The organism is Streptococcus cristatus (genome assembly GCF_003944225.1).
In the GTDB taxonomy this organism is placed as follows: domain Bacteria; phylum Bacillota; class Bacilli; order Lactobacillales; family Streptococcaceae; genus Streptococcus; species Streptococcus cristatus_K.
Genome location: NZ_RJPN01000009.1, coordinates 25,879 through 40,488, shown reverse-complemented (window position 1 = coordinate 40,488; position 14,610 = coordinate 25,879). Strand labels below are relative to the sequence as shown.

Annotated in this window: 20 protein-coding genes; 2 read left to right on the top strand and 18 right to left on the bottom strand. The window is 46.1% G+C overall.

The genetic code is table 11. The annotated features are described in order from the left end of the window. Window positions 1-36 precede the first annotated feature (36 nt). The 6 genes from D8797_RS10180 to D8797_RS08540 all read right to left on the bottom strand — a co-directional run bounded on the left by D8797_RS10180 (window position 37) and on the right by D8797_RS08540 (window position 3,002). Window positions 37-177, bottom strand: a complete 141-nt coding sequence (locus D8797_RS10180) for a hypothetical protein (RefSeq protein WP_185780862.1) — start codon at window positions 175-177, stop codon at window positions 37-39. Between the two features lie 293 nt (window positions 178-470). Next, window positions 471-866, bottom strand: a complete 396-nt coding sequence (locus D8797_RS08560; RefSeq protein ID WP_125380222.1) for a single-stranded DNA-binding protein — start codon at window positions 864-866, stop codon at window positions 471-473. 78 nt (window positions 867-944) lie between these two features. Further along, entirely contained in the window at window positions 945-1,706 is a 762-nt protein-coding gene (locus D8797_RS08555; RefSeq protein WP_037586376.1) for an SDR family NAD(P)-dependent oxidoreductase, read from the bottom strand. Window positions 1,707-1,747: 41 nt separating this feature from the next. After that, window positions 1,748-2,374 carry a YtpR family tRNA-binding protein gene (gene ytpR, locus D8797_RS08550; RefSeq protein WP_125380220.1) on the bottom strand — a complete coding sequence of 209 codons (627 nt, stop codon included), beginning with the start codon at window positions 2,372-2,374 and terminating at the stop codon, window positions 1,748-1,750. Between the two features lie 29 nt (window positions 2,375-2,403). Continuing rightward, on the bottom strand, window positions 2,404-2,718 hold the full coding sequence (locus tag D8797_RS08545; RefSeq protein ID WP_125380218.1) for a thioredoxin family protein: 315 nt from the start codon (window positions 2,716-2,718) through the stop codon (window positions 2,404-2,406). Next, window positions 2,718-3,002 (bottom strand): DUF4651 domain-containing protein, encoded by a 285-nt coding sequence (locus D8797_RS08540; RefSeq protein ID WP_061423405.1) that lies wholly within the window; start codon window positions 3,000-3,002, stop codon window positions 2,718-2,720. Before D8797_RS08540 ends, D8797_RS08545 begins: the two co-directional genes overlap by 1 nt. Before the next feature lie 126 nt (window positions 3,003-3,128). On the opposite strand from D8797_RS08540, the gene pepA reads away from it, so the two are divergent. Further along, window positions 3,129-4,193 carry a glutamyl aminopeptidase gene (gene pepA, locus D8797_RS08535; protein WP_125380217.1) on the top strand — a complete coding sequence of 355 codons (1,065 nt, stop codon included), beginning with the start codon at window positions 3,129-3,131 and terminating at the stop codon, window positions 4,191-4,193. A gap of 119 nt (window positions 4,194-4,312) precedes the next feature. Further along, the gene (locus D8797_RS08530) at window positions 4,313-5,797 is read left to right on the top strand and encodes a DUF1846 domain-containing protein (protein WP_005591255.1); all 1,485 of its coding nucleotides are present in this window, start codon (window positions 4,313-4,315) and stop codon (window positions 5,795-5,797) included. A 54-nt stretch (window positions 5,798-5,851) separates the two neighbouring features. Here the strand turns inward: D8797_RS08530 and D8797_RS08525 are convergent, their stop codons facing one another. The 12 genes from D8797_RS08525 to folP all read right to left on the bottom strand — a co-directional run bounded on the left by D8797_RS08525 (window position 5,852) and on the right by folP (window position 14,568). Then, complete coding sequence (locus tag D8797_RS08525) at window positions 5,852-6,286, bottom strand: DUF2178 domain-containing protein (RefSeq protein WP_125380215.1); 435 nt, start codon at window positions 6,284-6,286, stop codon at window positions 5,852-5,854. Then, complete coding sequence (locus D8797_RS08520; RefSeq protein ID WP_125380213.1) at window positions 6,277-6,459, bottom strand: hypothetical protein; 183 nt, start codon at window positions 6,457-6,459, stop codon at window positions 6,277-6,279. Before D8797_RS08520 ends, D8797_RS08525 begins: the two co-directional genes overlap by 10 nt. Beyond that, complete coding sequence (gene relB, locus D8797_RS08515) at window positions 6,456-6,659, bottom strand: type II toxin-antitoxin system RelB family anti-toxin (protein WP_002927075.1); 204 nt, start codon at window positions 6,657-6,659, stop codon at window positions 6,456-6,458. Before relB ends, D8797_RS08520 begins: the two co-directional genes overlap by 4 nt. 148 nt (window positions 6,660-6,807) lie before the next feature. Then, complete coding sequence (locus D8797_RS08510) at window positions 6,808-7,845, bottom strand: sensor histidine kinase (RefSeq protein ID WP_125380211.1); 1,038 nt, start codon at window positions 7,843-7,845, stop codon at window positions 6,808-6,810. Further along, entirely contained in the window at window positions 7,812-8,510 is a 699-nt protein-coding gene (locus tag D8797_RS08505; protein ID WP_125380209.1) for a response regulator transcription factor, read from the bottom strand. Before D8797_RS08505 ends, D8797_RS08510 begins: the two co-directional genes overlap by 34 nt. A gap of 12 nt (window positions 8,511-8,522) precedes the next feature. Then, window positions 8,523-9,245, bottom strand: coding sequence for an ABC transporter permease (locus D8797_RS08500; protein WP_125380207.1), 723 nt, complete (start codon window positions 9,243-9,245; stop codon window positions 8,523-8,525). After that, entirely contained in the window at window positions 9,245-10,033 is a 789-nt protein-coding gene (locus D8797_RS08495; RefSeq protein WP_125380205.1) for a lantibiotic ABC transporter permease, read from the bottom strand. Before D8797_RS08495 ends, D8797_RS08500 begins: the two co-directional genes overlap by 1 nt. A 1-nt stretch (window position 10,034) precedes the next feature. Beyond that, on the bottom strand, window positions 10,035-10,742 hold the full coding sequence (locus D8797_RS08490) for an ABC transporter ATP-binding protein (RefSeq protein ID WP_125380203.1): 708 nt from the start codon (window positions 10,740-10,742) through the stop codon (window positions 10,035-10,037). Window positions 10,743-10,836: 94 nt separating this feature from the next. Beyond that, window positions 10,837-11,649: a 2-amino-4-hydroxy-6-hydroxymethyldihydropteridine diphosphokinase gene (folK, locus tag D8797_RS08485; protein WP_125380201.1), complete on the bottom strand. Its 813-nt coding sequence runs from the start codon at window positions 11,647-11,649 to the stop codon at window positions 10,837-10,839. 87 nt (window positions 11,650-11,736) lie between these two features. Continuing rightward, window positions 11,737-12,291 (bottom strand): GTP cyclohydrolase I FolE, encoded by a 555-nt coding sequence (folE, locus tag D8797_RS08480; protein WP_125380199.1) that lies wholly within the window; start codon window positions 12,289-12,291, stop codon window positions 11,737-11,739. Next, window positions 12,272-13,615: a bifunctional folylpolyglutamate synthase/dihydrofolate synthase gene (locus tag D8797_RS08475; protein ID WP_125380197.1), complete on the bottom strand. Its 1,344-nt coding sequence runs from the start codon at window positions 13,613-13,615 to the stop codon at window positions 12,272-12,274. Before D8797_RS08475 ends, folE begins: the two co-directional genes overlap by 20 nt. Window positions 13,616-13,617: 2 nt before the next feature. Then, window positions 13,618-14,568: a dihydropteroate synthase gene (gene folP, locus D8797_RS08470; RefSeq protein WP_185780861.1), complete on the bottom strand. Its 951-nt coding sequence runs from the start codon at window positions 14,566-14,568 to the stop codon at window positions 13,618-13,620. Between the last annotated feature and the right edge of the window lie 42 nt (window positions 14,569-14,610).

Genomic DNA, 14,610 nt, shown 5'->3' with positions numbered 1-14,610 from the left:
CTTTCTAATAAAAAGCGAGGCCGAGACACTTTTGTCTCAACCTCCGTGATGAAAATGATGTACTTTCTCCATATGAGCTATATCTTTTAGAAACTCATAATAGGCATAGATGAGGTAACCAGCAGAGGCCACACCCAAAATAGCTATTGATACTTCAAATAAGGCAGACAAAGACATGATAAACCTCCTCTCCTTATTTCAAACTACAATGTGCAAAGCGACCATCAGCGGCTGTTTCGTTTCCGATTTTTTCCTTTCTAGCCTGCCTCTGGATTCACCTTTATTATACCAAATTTAAGATAGGAAAACAATAAAAATTCCATTATAAAAATACTTTTTCAGGCCTGATGAAGCAAATGACTTGCGTCAGTTGTCTATTTCTCCACCTACCCTTTAACCAAAAAAGTTAGGAACACTTTCCTAACTTTCTTCTCTTTTATCATGAACACTTGAGACCAGAAAAATCACTTTTAAAAAGGGAGTTCCTCCTCTTCCAGCACCAAATCCGCTAGATCTGCCCCAGTATTATTCTCACGGAGTGCTCTCTGAGCTCGGCTTTCTAAAAGCTGAAAACCACTGCAAAGAACTTCTGTCACATAATGAGTGGTTCCATCCTTTTCATAGCGGCGGCTCCGCAATTCTCCATCCAGAGAAATCAGACTCCCCTTACTAGCGTAACTTGCCAAGGTTTCAGCCAAGCGTCCCCAGACAACAAGGTTGACAAAATCCGCTTCACGTTCTCCGTTTTGGCTCTTGTAACGGCGATTCACCGCCACTGTCGCGCGCGCGACCGACTTATCATTTGCTGTCTTGTGTAGCTCTGGTGTAGCCGTCAACCGGCCAATGATGATGACTTTATTATACATATTTTCTTCCTCCTACTTATCTATTCGCAGGGAATCAAAAAAAAGTTACAGAAATTTGTAACTTTTCTCAGAAATTTTTTACTTTTTATGAACCATGAAACCTGTCGCCTGTTGATTGGCCATAATGGTCATATCTGTAATCTGAACACGACGGGGCTGACTGGTCACATAAACAACCGTGTCTGCGATATCCTGAGCTTGCAAGGCCTCAATTCCCTGATAGACCGTCGCCGCCCTCTCTTTATCACCGTGGAAACGTACTCTAGAAAAATCTGTTTCGACAATTCCAGGCTGAATAGTTGTCACCTTGATGTCCGTTGCGATGGTATCAATTCGCAGTCCATCTGAAAAAGTCTTAACTGCTGCCTTGGTGGCTGAATAGACAGCTGCACCTGCATAGGCATAGATTCCTGCGGTTGATCCCATGTTGATAATATGACCTTGATTGGCTGCTACCATAGAAGGCAAGAAACAGCGAGTGACTGCCATCAAACCTTTGACATTGGTATCCAACATGGTCAGCATATCCAATTCTTCATAGTCTTGATAGGGAGCCAAGCCAAGAGCTAGTCCAGCGTTATTGACCAAAATATCAATCTGCCTTATCGTTTCCAAAATATCGGAGCAGACAGTCTTGACCATAGCCATATCCGTGACATCCAGTGGAAAAGTCCAAACTGTTTGATTTGGATAGGTTACTGCAAACTCTGATTTGAGGGCTTCCAGTCTGTCTGTCCGTCGCCCTGTTAGAACGACATTCTCCCCCTGCTCCAGATAAGCTCGCGCAATGGCTTCACCGATTCCAGATGTCGCTCCTGTAATCACTACATTTTTTGCCATCTTATCCCCCTCTATCTGGTCTATCAAATACTGACAATTTCCTAGGCAGTCCAGTGTTTGGCTGGGTCAAATGGAGTTCCGACCGTTTCGCTATCCGCCAATTCAATGATACCACGTTTTTGCGGCGCATTTGGCAACTGGAGTTCCCGTGGGCTGCACATCATACCAAAACTCTTTTCGCCACGGAGTTCTCCTGGGAAGATGAGATTGCCCTTCGGCATCATAGCACCAGGCAAAGCCACGATCGTCTTGAGACCAACACGAGCATTCGGAGCGCCAGCCACGATTTGAACGGTCTGATCAGCTGACACCTGCACTTGACAGATATTCAGGTGGTCACTGTCAGGGTGAGCTACCATTTCAAGGATTTCCCCCACAACAAACTTAGGATCACGGTCGTTAACCAGCTCCGCTTGGAAGCCTTCTTTGGTCAATTCTTGGTTGAGAGTCGCAACTTGCTCATCCGTCAGCTGAACTTGTCCGCGCTCTGCAATTTCAAAAAGGTTTGACAATTCAAAAATGTTCCAAGCTACTGTTTGTCCATTATCTTCGCGGTAAACACGCGCAATATTTCCCTTGCGCTCAGCGCTTAGTTTAGCTCCCTGATCATCGGCAGCGATGACCATGAGAACATCTCCAACATGCTCTTTGTTATATGTAAAAATCATTTCTTCCTCCAAAAATACTTTAAATCTTCTTACAAATTTGCTAAAAAATCATTGATTTGACTCTTGGTCTTGCGGTCGCGATTGACATAGCGACCAATCTCTCGGCCATCTTCCACGACAATCAGACTAGGAATCCCGTAAACGTCCCATTTTTGGGCCACAGCCATATACTGATCCCGATCCACCTCGACAAAGATGAAGTCAGGATTTTCAGCTTCTATCTCTGGCAGAAAGGGCTTGATGAAACGGCAATCTCCGCACCAATCTGCCGTGAAAAAGAAGACAGTCTTCCCCTTATGATCTACATAAGAAGCTAGCTCCTCCATACTTTGCGGCCGAATCATCACTCTTCCTCATAGGTCAGCTGACCATTCTCATAGACGAAGGTGAAATGGCGGTCGTCTTCTAGGACAACCCCTCCAACTGTGCGGCTGTCAGTTGATTCATAAAGTTCCACATAGACTGTTGCAATCGGTCCTCGGCTGGCAAAAAATTCCCGCACGACCTGAACAATTTCTTCTCTATTACGCAGTCTTTTCTGCTCCTGCACAAGCTTGGCAGCTCCAAAGGCCACGGCTCCCGCTCCCAAGAGAGCGGTTGTCGTTAAAATGATTTTTTTAGCTTTCATGTAGAATATTTTAACACAAAAGCGCAGAGGCGACAAACAATATTACAGATTTCTCAGCTTCTTTTAGTTCATCCTGTTATTCCCTCTAAAAAAGTGATAAAATAGAATCAGAAAGAAGGTAAACTTATGTCTGATTTATTTTCAAAAATCAAGGAAGTGACTGAGCTCTCAGCAATCTCCGGTCACGAGGCACCTGTCCGCAGCTATCTGCGCGAAAAAATCACTCCTCACGTCGATGAAGTCGTTACCGACGGCCTAGGCGGTATCTTTGGAGTTCGGCATTCTCAAGCTGAAAATGCTCCCCGCGTTCTAGTTGCGGCTCACATGGACGAGGTTGGCTTCATGGTCAGCGAGATCAAGCCCGACGGGACTTTCCGTGTAGTAGAAATCGGTGGCTGGAATCCGCTAGTCGTGAGCAGCCAACGCTTCAAACTCTTTACCCGCGAAGGCCGAGAAATCCCTGTCATCTCAGGCTCTGTCCCTCCTCATCTGACACGTGGTTCTGGCGGACCAGTCATGCCACAGATTGCGGACATTGTCTTTGACGGGGGCTTTGCAGATAAGGCAGAAGCTGAAAGCTACGGCATCCGTCCAGGAGACACGATCGTTCCAGACAGTTCTGCCATTCTCACAGCTAACGGTAAAAATGTCATCTCTAAAGCCTGGGACAACCGCTACGGCGTCCTTATGGTCGGCGAATTGGCTCAAGCCTTGTCTGGTCAACCACTAGACAACCAACTCTATGTCGGCGCCAATGTTCAAGAAGAGGTTGGCCTGCGTGGCGCCCATGCTTCAACGACAAAATTTGCTCCCGAGGTCTTCCTGGCTGTGGACTGCTCCCCAGCAGGTGACATCTATGGCGGCCAAGGAGCCATCGGTGATGGAACGCTGATTCGCTTCTTTGATCCTGGTCATCTCATGCTGCCAGCTATGAAGGACTTCCTCTTGACAACTGCTGAGGAAGCTGGCATCAAGTATCAATACTACTGCGGCAAGGGCGGAACGGATGCTGGTGCTGCCCATCTCCAAAGCGGTGGCGTACCATCTACCACCATTGGTGTCTGCGCCCGCTACATTCATTCCCACCAAACTCTCTATGCCATGGACGATTTCCTGCAGGCCCAAGCCTTCCTGCAAGCGCTGGTCAAAAAACTGGATCGCTCAACCGTGGACACGATTACCAACTACTAATTTCGAGAAGCAGCCCGTTCTTCATTCGGGCTGCTATCTATTTTATCTAATATAATCTCTTTTAATTTTCCAATTTGAAGAAAATTTTGTTATAATGCTTAGCAGAGGTGAAACTATACATGAAAAAAATTGCTTTTGATTCAGAAAAATACTTAAACCTGCAGCGCGACCATATCTTGGAGCGCATTAATCAATTTGAGGGCAAATTGTACATGGAATTCGGCGGAAAAATGCTGGAAGACTTCCATGCTGCCCGCGTCCTACCAGGTTATGAGCCGGACAATAAAATCAGACTGCTCAAAGAGCTAAAGGACCAAGTGGAGATTGTCATTGCCATCAATGCCAATAACATCGAACACTCGAAAGCGCGTGGGGACTTGGGTATTTCCTATGACCAAGAAGTTCTGCGCCTAATCGATACCTTTAATGAGCTGGATATTTATGTGGGCTCAGTGGTCATTACCCAGTATTCTGGCCAGCCAGCAGCTGATCTCTTCCGCGCTCAGCTAGAAAAGAACGGAATTGACTCCTACATCCACTATCCAATCAAGGGCTACCCGACCGACATGGATCATATTATCTCACCTGAGGGAATGGGGAAAAACGACTACATCAAGACCAGTCGAAATCTGGTCGTAGTGACTGCGCCTGGTCCTGGTTCTGGTAAATTAGCTACTTGCTTGTCCAATATGTACCACGACCAAATCAATGGCATCAAATCAGGCTACGCTAAATTTGAAACCTTCCCAGTTTGGAATCTGCCCCTGCACCATCCGGTCAATCTAGCTTATGAGGCAGCGACGGCAGACCTGGACGATGTCAACATGATTGACCCTTTCCACCTGCAAACCTACGGCGAAACCACTGTCAACTACAACCGTGATATCGAAATTTTCCCAGTCCTCAAGCGTATGCTGGAGCGCATCCTTGGAAAATCACCTTATGCTTCTCCAACAGACATGGGCGTCAACATGGTCGGCTTTGCCATTGTAGATAATGATGCAGCTATCGAGGCTTCCCAACAGGAAATCATCCGCCGCTACTACCAGACGATTCTGGACTTCAAGGCGGAGCGCGTTTCTGAATCTGCTATCAAGAAAATCGAACTCTTGATGAACGACTTGGGCATCACACCGCTGGATCGTAAAGTAACCGTTGCTGCGCGTGCCAAGGCTGAAAGCACTGGCGAACCAGCTCTTGCTTTGGAATTGCCAAATGGCGAAATCGTAACCGGTAAAACCTCTGAACTCTTTGGTCCTACGGCTGCTGTATTGATTAATGCCATTAAAAAATTAGCCAACATTGCCAAAGAAACCAAGCTGATTGAACCCGAGTACGTTAAACCAATCCAAGGTCTGAAAATCAATCATTTGGGCAGCCGTAATCCGCGCCTCCATTCAAATGAAATCTTGATGGCTCTGGCAATCACAGCCATGGAAAATCAAGATGCTGCCCAAGCCATGCAAGAGCTTGGAAATCTCAAGGGCAGCGAAGCTCATTCAACCGTAATGCTGACAGATGAAGACAAAAATGTTCTGCGCAAACTCGGCATCCATGTAACCATGGATCCTGTTCATCAGTATGATCGACTTTATAGAAAATAAAAACAAGCTCTGTTAAAAGCTTGTTGAGAAAGCTGGCCCTGCCAGCTTTTTTTGTTAATAGCGCTTAGACAGGAGAAAACGCAAGAGATAGTAAAGGGCCAAAACTAGGATAATGGTCAAGGTCAGAAACTGATTGAGATTTAAAATGATAGGAAAAATCATAGACAGAAGGCTCAGTCCTGCTGCCAGCAGCAAAAGGATATCAAACAGCAGGGTGCGAGTCTTTTCGTCAATCATCCGATTGCGCTCATCCGTCACCTGAATGTAGAGCCTATTAAAGGCTTCCTCCCGTTTCAAGGCAAGGTTATAACGCAGAACCATCAAGGAAAGCCCCAGAAGCAGACCAACCATGACCCCTTCCTGTAAATCATCCAGAGAATGGATGTAGCTCCATCCCAGTCCCAGCCAGAGGACTAGGATTAGGATGCGGCCGATGATCACTTTCTTTTGTAGTTTTTTCCGAAATTCTTGTTTAGTTACTATTTCCATGTCAGCCTCCTATTTTTCATACGCTTGGGAAATTTCAACATCGCCACAATCAAGAACATTCCCACAAAAAGCAGGATTTCCTTAGGTATAAAATTGGCTTGCAAATGGAGATAAGACAAGCCAACAACCACCAAAATAGCCAATAGCCATCTACACAAATAAGTCCATTTCATGATTCATCCTCCTCAAAGAGAAACACTTCTTCAATCCTTAAATTGAAAAAGGATGCAATTCTATGAGCCAAAAGTAATGAGGCATTGTAGCGGCCCTTTTCCAAAGAAATAATCGTTTGTCTCGTGACCTCTAGCTTCTCAGCCAGCTCCTCCTGGCTGAGCTTTTTTCTTTTTCGCAATTCTTGAATTCGATTTTCCAAGGCTTCCCCCTTTTTATGATGTAAAACGACCTTTACTTTTCAAACATAGTATAGTCTCCTTTACATATTTTGTCAAGAAGAAAGCGGCAAAAACGGACTGAAACTTTAAACATTTTAGTCCGTTTAGTATTTTTATTGACTTCCTTTGTTATTTGTCTTTTAAAGCTACAGTCAATTCGACACAGGCTCCTCCTTGCTCTGGATTGAGCAGGGTCAGACGACCACCGTGCAAGAGAGCTACCTGCTTAGAAAAGGCTAAGCCGATACCATGATGGGGATTAGCTGAATTGCGGCTTTGGTCACTCTGATAAAAGAGCTGTTCCGCTCCCAGCAGCATCTCCTCTGAAAATGCAGGGCCATTGTTCCAGATAGCAAAAACCAACTGGTCCTGCTGCACTGATACCGTTAGCTTGACTTCCTTTTGGTCCTGATTAGCATGTTCAAGCGCATTTAGTAAGATATTGAGTAAAGCCCGCTTGAGATAGTCCAAATGAATCGACAAAATCAGACTAAGATCGCAATCTTCTTGGAGATAAAAACGATAGCTTTCCTGTTTGCTGAACAGTGCCCAATCGTCCTGGAGATAAGCCAAAAAGTCCCCTAAGGAAAGCTGACTGAACTGATTAGCATCAATCTGAAAAGTCTTAGCGTAATCAATCAAAGAGCCACAATACTCTTCCATCTTGTGACTGGCCTGCAAAATCTCAGCAGCATAGTCTGCCTGTGGCTGGCCTAACTGCGCCAATTCCAAGAGCTCAGCATTCCCCTTAATCACAGTTAGGGGCGTCTTCAAATCGTGCGATGTCGCTGATAGCTGTAAAATCAACTCCTGATTATGCTGCTGCTCTCTTTCTAGAAGACGAGCATTTTCTTGGTGGCTGCTCCGTAAATCCCTATAGACTTCGAGCATTTCCTCAATCCGAAAAAGCTTGCTTTGATTTTCCTCTAAAAGCTTCTCGCTCTTTAGCATTTTTATTTCCCTGTCGATTTTTCGGAGCAATTTCAAAATATGATAAAAAGTAATCAGCAGCAAGCTTCCTGCCCAGAAGAACAAGGTGAAAAGGGCATAATCGCTGCCTTGTGTAAATTCATAACCTATAAGCACAAAAATCAAAACATGAAAAAAGACGATTTTTAAACTGGATGTCCAGACTAGGCTTTTGAAATTTCGGGTTCTAATTGCCATCTATAGCCTACTCCTCTCACTGTTGCGATTGCTTGCAGCCCTTCTTGTTTGCATTTTTGACGAATCTGATACACGTATTCTGAGATGGAGCGAAGCTGTGTTTCTGAACTTTCTGGGTAAAGCAAGGTATGCAGGCGTTCAGCTGAAAAGGTCTGCTTGGGATTGCTAGCTAGTAAATGCAGCAACTTGAACTCTCGCTCTGAAAATTTCAAAACTTTACCAAAACAGGCCACTTCATAGCGCTCTGGATAAAATTGACAAGAAGAAATTTCAGAATAGCGCTCCTCCCGTCTTTCCTCCCGCCGAAGATGAGCTCTGACACGCGCCAGCAATTCTTTTGTCCCAAAAGGTTTGACAATATAGTCATCTGCTCCGCGAAAGAGTCCTTCCACCTTGTCCGCCTCCAACTCCTTGGCCGTCAGAAAGATGATTGGACACGAAAGATGAGGACGAATGTAGGAACACAGCTCAAAACCATTTACAGGCTCCATCATCACATCTAGTAGAATCAAGTCATACCCGACAAAATGCGTCAGCTCCAGCTCTTCTATCCGATCAAGCGTCGTCACATCATAAGCATCGAGCTCTAGGACATTTTTCACCAGCTTCAAAATGCTCCGGTCGTCATCAACCACCAAAATACGATACTGTCTCATAATTTCCATTATAGCATACCTCTAGCGAACATCTCGTTTCAAGGTTAATAATATAGCAGAGCTCCAAACCAAGGCTAACCAGAACAGCTGTATTCCCAGCCCTGATAGATCTATTGAATGCTGAAGCCCTTCATACTCAAAAAGATTTAGGGTAGCCAGATCGGGCAGGTATTTTGCTTCCTTGATGAACGTTGCCAATAAACGGCTGAGACCAATCAGGAGAGGAAAGAGCACCGACACCGGCACAACCCAAGATTGAAAGAGCAGGGCGAGACCGGCAGCTAAAAGAGCCAGAAAAAGATTGCTGAGAAGACCAAAAGAGCTGTAGTAGAGAAATTTCCCCAGCAAGGACCAGCTAAAGTCTAGGTCAAATCGAGCCAGCATAACAAAGAAACAGCTACTTATAATGACACTATAGAGAACCAAGAGCAGCAAGAACAGAAAAAGGATTTTCCCAGCCAACCAAGCCCTTCTATTTGATACAGTTAGAAAATTCGTTCGCATCCCAGACTTGACAAACTCCTGGGCAAAATAGAGGGAAGTAAAGATGACAATGATAGGCTGCGCCAGATAGAGAGCATGCAAAGCCTCGCTCAGGGCCTTCATCTGGCCAACTGCTGTCTGACTGTAGTCAAGATTCATCAGAAAAAATGGAACGATTACCAGAGCCACCAAGGCTGCACCAAGAGCGAGATAGTAAGAACGGAACTTAATCCATTCACTTCTAAGCAGAGCTTTGATCATCAGTAGCGTCCTCCTAAATCCGTCTTCAAAAAGCGCAGAGAAGTCATACCGCCGATGACTAGTAACCATGCACCAAGTATCAAGAGTCCTTGCAAGGGATTGTTAGCATATTGGGAAGTTGGCGTTGCAGCAAACAACTCTCCTGCTGGCTGTGGCAAATAAGCCCCCCAACTCGTGTGAGCTGCCAGGTAGTTTCCCAGATTATAGATCTGTGGCACGAGAAAAAGCAGAGGAACTAGCATGGTCCGAGCCAATAAACCTAACAAAAATGAAAGGATTCCTAATAAGGTTAGAGATAAGGTTTTCCACAAAATCAAACTCCAAGTTGCCTGATTGAACAGAATCGGATCAAGCCCTTCCTTTCCTAAAGCCATATGCATGACCATATAACTAAAGTAGATTGATAAGAAGCTACTGGCAAGAGAAAAGCAAGCAAAGGTCATGAGTTTCCCTACAAGCAACTTCAGGCGGTTATTACAGGTCAAAAGACTGGTTCTCAAGCTATGAGACTGAAATTCCATAGCTCCCAAAATTCCAGCTAAGATGACCAAAACCATGCCTGCCATAGAGGCACCATTGAGACCTAGATATTCCAACGGGTCAATGGCTTCTGCCAGACCGGGAACCGTCTCAGGCGTGGCATCTAAGCCGACAGATAAATACTGTCGGCCCTCTAGCCAGGATACGGCAGGCACCAATAGCAGCATGAAGGCCATACTCACTTTGAAAGCCTTGGTTGAACGGATTTTCAACCATTCTGAATACAATAAAGACATCGTTTCTTTCATCTTAAACCTCCTCTGTCAAGTCAAAGAAGAGATCTTCTAGGCTGTCTGAATCTTGCAGCACCTCTTCCAATCGTCCCTGCTCAATAATGCGCCCATGATGAATCAAGACGACATCATCTGTCACCATTTGCACCTCTGACAGGATATGAGAAGATAGAAGTACCGTTTTCCCTAAATCAGCCTGCTGACGGATAAACTTTCTAAACCACTTGATCCCACTTGGATCCAGTCCATTGGTCGGCTCATCTAATATAAGAAACTGAGGATCACCCAGCAAAGCTGCTGCTAAACCCAAGCGTTGACCTTCCCCCAGAGACAGGCTTGACAAGAGGTCCTTCCTCTTATGAGCGATTCCAGTCATCTCCAAAACCTCATCGATCCGAGACTTGAAAATAGCATTACTCGCCGCAATAATCCGCAGGTGGTCATAGACCTTTCGATTTGGCAGACCGCCAATGCCGTCAAAGGCTGCACCTACCGTTCTGAGCGGATAGGTCATTGACTGATAGGTTTGCCCATCAAAAGTCGCAGTCCCAGACGTCGCCCGATCTAACCCCAAGAGAATCCTCAAGGTCGAACTTTTCCCTGCACCATTAGGACCCAAAAAAGCTGTAATCCGACCACTTCTAGCTGTAAAAGAAATATCTTTTAAAATCTGCTTACTGCCATGCTTTTTGCAGACTCCTTCTATTTTCACTATATGTTCCATACTGAACTCCTTTTGTTTTTTCTTTAGTATACAAGGACAAGTTCAGAGAAAGTTCAGACAATAAAAAAACTTGCCTCGCGACAAGTTTCTTTTCTTATTTTTCAACCGCATCCCAGAGCTGGCGGATGCTTTTTTTCTGCACGGGGTCGACAAAGTGTGGGGCGATTTCCACCAAAGATTGCAAGACAAAAGCTCGCTCAGCCACATAAGGATGAGGAACAATCAAATCTGGACTGTATAACTCTTCTTGTCCTATGTAAAGAATATCCAGATCAATCACACGAGGTCCCCATTTGATCTCCCGCACGCGCCCTAAATCCGCTTCGATAGCTAAGAGCGTCTGCATTAATTCCTCAGGATTGAGCCAAGTCTCAACTTCAACAACTTGATTGAGAAACGGATCCTGCTCAACGCCACCCCAAGGCTCTGTCTCGATACGACTTGATGCCTGCAAAATTCTTATATTTTGCTCTGCCATTTTTTCCAGAGCTGCATCTAGATTGGCAGCTGGGCTGCCTTGATTGCTTCCCAGAGCGATAAAGGCCTTCCGCTTTTGACGCACTAGCTTGACTGAGCAGGTCTCTAAAGGCAGCGGCACCGGTGCCCAAGGCTTCTTGACCTCCAAGCTGACCTTCTGCACTAAAGGGTGAGTCAGAAAAATCCGATCAATCAGCTTGTAAGCCAGCGTCTCAATCAAGTCTTCCTTGCTTTCCTGACACCAGCGGGTCAAATCCTGAGCCAATTCTCCATAGTGGATAGAAGCTGTCAGGTCGCCTGTTTTGGCAGCCCGTGTCATATCATAGTCCAAAATCAAATCCAGCACAAAACGCTGGCCCAATTCCTTCTCCGCTCCAAACAGACCGTGATAGGCATACACTTCCAAATCCTTAATGCGCAGCTGATCCATTCTTTTATCCTTTCTGATTCAAGTTTCTGCATTTCATCCTTGATAAAACTATCTAGCCTTTCCCGACACGCTCCACTACTGATAAGATCAATGTCCCATCAGTTTGTAAGCTTCATTTTTTAGGTCCTTATCCGTCGCTAAAACGCCACGCGCCGCTGTAGTAACCGTTGCAGTCCCAGGCTTCCTGACTCCCCGCATATTCATGCACATATGCTCAGCTTCCACCCAGACCAGAGCCCCTTGAGCACCCAGATAGTCCATCAAGGCCTCAGCAATCTCTACGGTCAATCGCTCTTGAATCTGCGGTTTCTTAGCATAGACTTCTACCGTTCGAGCCAGCTTGGACAAGCCTGCTACCCGACCATTAGGCACATAGGCGATGTGAACCTTCCCGTAAAATGGCAGGAAGTGGTGCTCACACATGGAATGAAAGAAAATATCCTTCTCCACCACCATATTATTGTCAATGATTTCAAAAGACTTGGATAGATGCTCCTCAGCCGTCTCGCCCAGCCCAGCAAAAATTTCCTGATACATCTTGGCAATGCGCTTTGGCGTCTCCTGCAAGCCTTCGCGATTTCCGTCTTCGCCAACCGCCTCAATAATCTGGGCAACTGCTGCTTCAATTTTCTTCGTGTCCATATTCACTCCTAGATTCTTTTTCTTTGTCAATGATATAGGCCCTGACCTGAGCCAAAAAATAAAGGGAGCCCGTAATCAGCAAGAGCTCATCGGTCCCATGCTCAGCTTTCAAATAAGCCTCTAAAAATCCCTGCCAATCAGCATAGTCCAAACCCTGCTCACCAGCCAGCTCCTCCATTTTTTCTTTGGAAAAGCTCCGTAGATCCGCAAAACTGGTCAAAATCAGTTGACTCTTGGGTACCTGCTTGAGCTGATCCACCATTTCCTCCAGAGACTTGGTCTGGATACAGCTAAAAAGGATTTTCTTATCCAAGTCTGGATAATGCTGGCTCAAGGTCCTCGTCAATCTCTCCATGGCATGTGGATTGTGGGCGCCATCAAGTAAGATCCGAGGCTGGTGCGAAATCTGCTCCATCCGACCCGGCCAGTTTGTCGCCAGTAAAGCGGCGCCAACTTGTTCTTTTGTTAAAAGCGGTAGCTGCTTGATTTGACAATAGAGGTCACAGAGCTCAATCGCCAAACCAGCGTTGTCTACCTGATGCTGTCCCAATAGAGGCGTCTGGTAAGGCTCCGCCTCCCGATAGGCATTGGAAAAGCTAAAATGTTCTCCTGAGTCAGTCCCGCCCAAGCTCTGAACTTGATAAGACTGCCCATAAACATAGTGGGGAGCTTGCATTTGATGAGCCTTGTCCTCAATGACCACTAGAGCTTCTGGCTCAATTCGTCCAGTCACCAAGGGCACATTTGGCTTGACAATCCCAGCCTTCTGCTCGGCAATTGCTGCCAGCGAATGCCCCAGCAGAGCCACATGATCTAAGCCAATAGTCGTAATGGCGGTCAGATCAGATCGGCAGACATTGGTACTGTCTAAAAGGCCACCCATGCCAACCTCCATAATGGCCACATCGACCCGCTCCTGAGCCAAATAATCATAGGCTAACGCCGTCATGATTTCAAACTCAGTCACTCCCTGCAAAACCTCATCGTTCGCTTGCTCTTCAAAGAGAGCTCGATAGATCTCTAGCAGGTGCGACAAATCTTGATTGGGAATAGACCGACCATTGATGGCGATTTGTTCATTGTAGCTGATCAAATAGGGGGAGGTAAAGGTTCCTACACGCAGACCCCGCATTTCCAAGAGTTGACGCAGGTGGGCAATGGTTGAGCCCTTCCCGTTGGTCCCCCCTATATGAATCACTGACAGCTGCAAATGAGGATTTCCCCGCAGCGCCAGCATCCGCTCCATTCGTTCAAGTCCAAAGTTGGGACTATCCGTTCGATAGGCTTCCAGCCAGCTTAAATCTGGCAATTCTTCTTTTATCATAGTCACTTATACTGCCGTAAATTTAGATCTTCCATTTTCTGAGCCAGTCGAATAGCATCGCCAATCTCGGCTGCCATCCGGTGGGCTCCCACATCATGCACTCGGACAGCCTCGACACCCTGACTAGCTGCAATGCTGGTCAAATGAGCTGAAGCTAGGTCTCTGTTTTGAAAACCAGCTGCCGTCTCTGGGTCAGTCTCAAAACCATTTTCCTCCAAGATATTGACCAAAAATCGCTTGCGAGAGACACCCAGAAAAATGGGAAAGCCAGCCTGATGAATGCTATCCAACTCCTGTAAGAGCAAGAGATTTTCCCGCTTTGTTAAACCAAAGCCAATCCCTGGATCTAGCATGATTTGCTCCCGCTCCAGCCCAGCTTGCTCAGCTCTTGCCAGTGTCTTTTCAAAAAATGCCCACATGAGCGCCTGAATATCCAGCTGCTCAAAATTTGCTAATTCTGACTCGGTAAAAGCTGGCTCAAAGCCGAAAGTCGGAAAGATTTTCGAACTGGTGTGTTGGGGCCGGGCCATGACTGGATTGAACATGGCAATAACTGGCGCTCCAGCCTTGGCAGCCACAACTACCATTCTCTCATCACCCAAGAGTCCCGTGATATCATTGATGATATTGGCTCCAGCGGCCAAAGCTGCTTCGGCAACTGGTGCCTTCCAAGTATCTACAGAAATGAGAATATCAGTCTCCCGACGAAGAGCCTCAATGACTGGTACCACACGACCTATCTCCGCTTCGATGTCCACAAAATGGCTGCCCGGACGAGTCGACTCACCACCGATATCCAGCAGATGAGCTCCCTGAGCTATCATCTTGCGTGCTTGCTCCAGAGCCTTTTCCACCGTATTATATTTGCCCCCATCCGAAAAGGAATCTGGGGTAACATTAAGGATCCCACAAAGAGCTGTCTTGCCCTCTGGAGCAAGTTGTCTTAGATTCATCGTATTTCCTTTCCCCTTGCTACTACTGCCTTTCAACAAAAA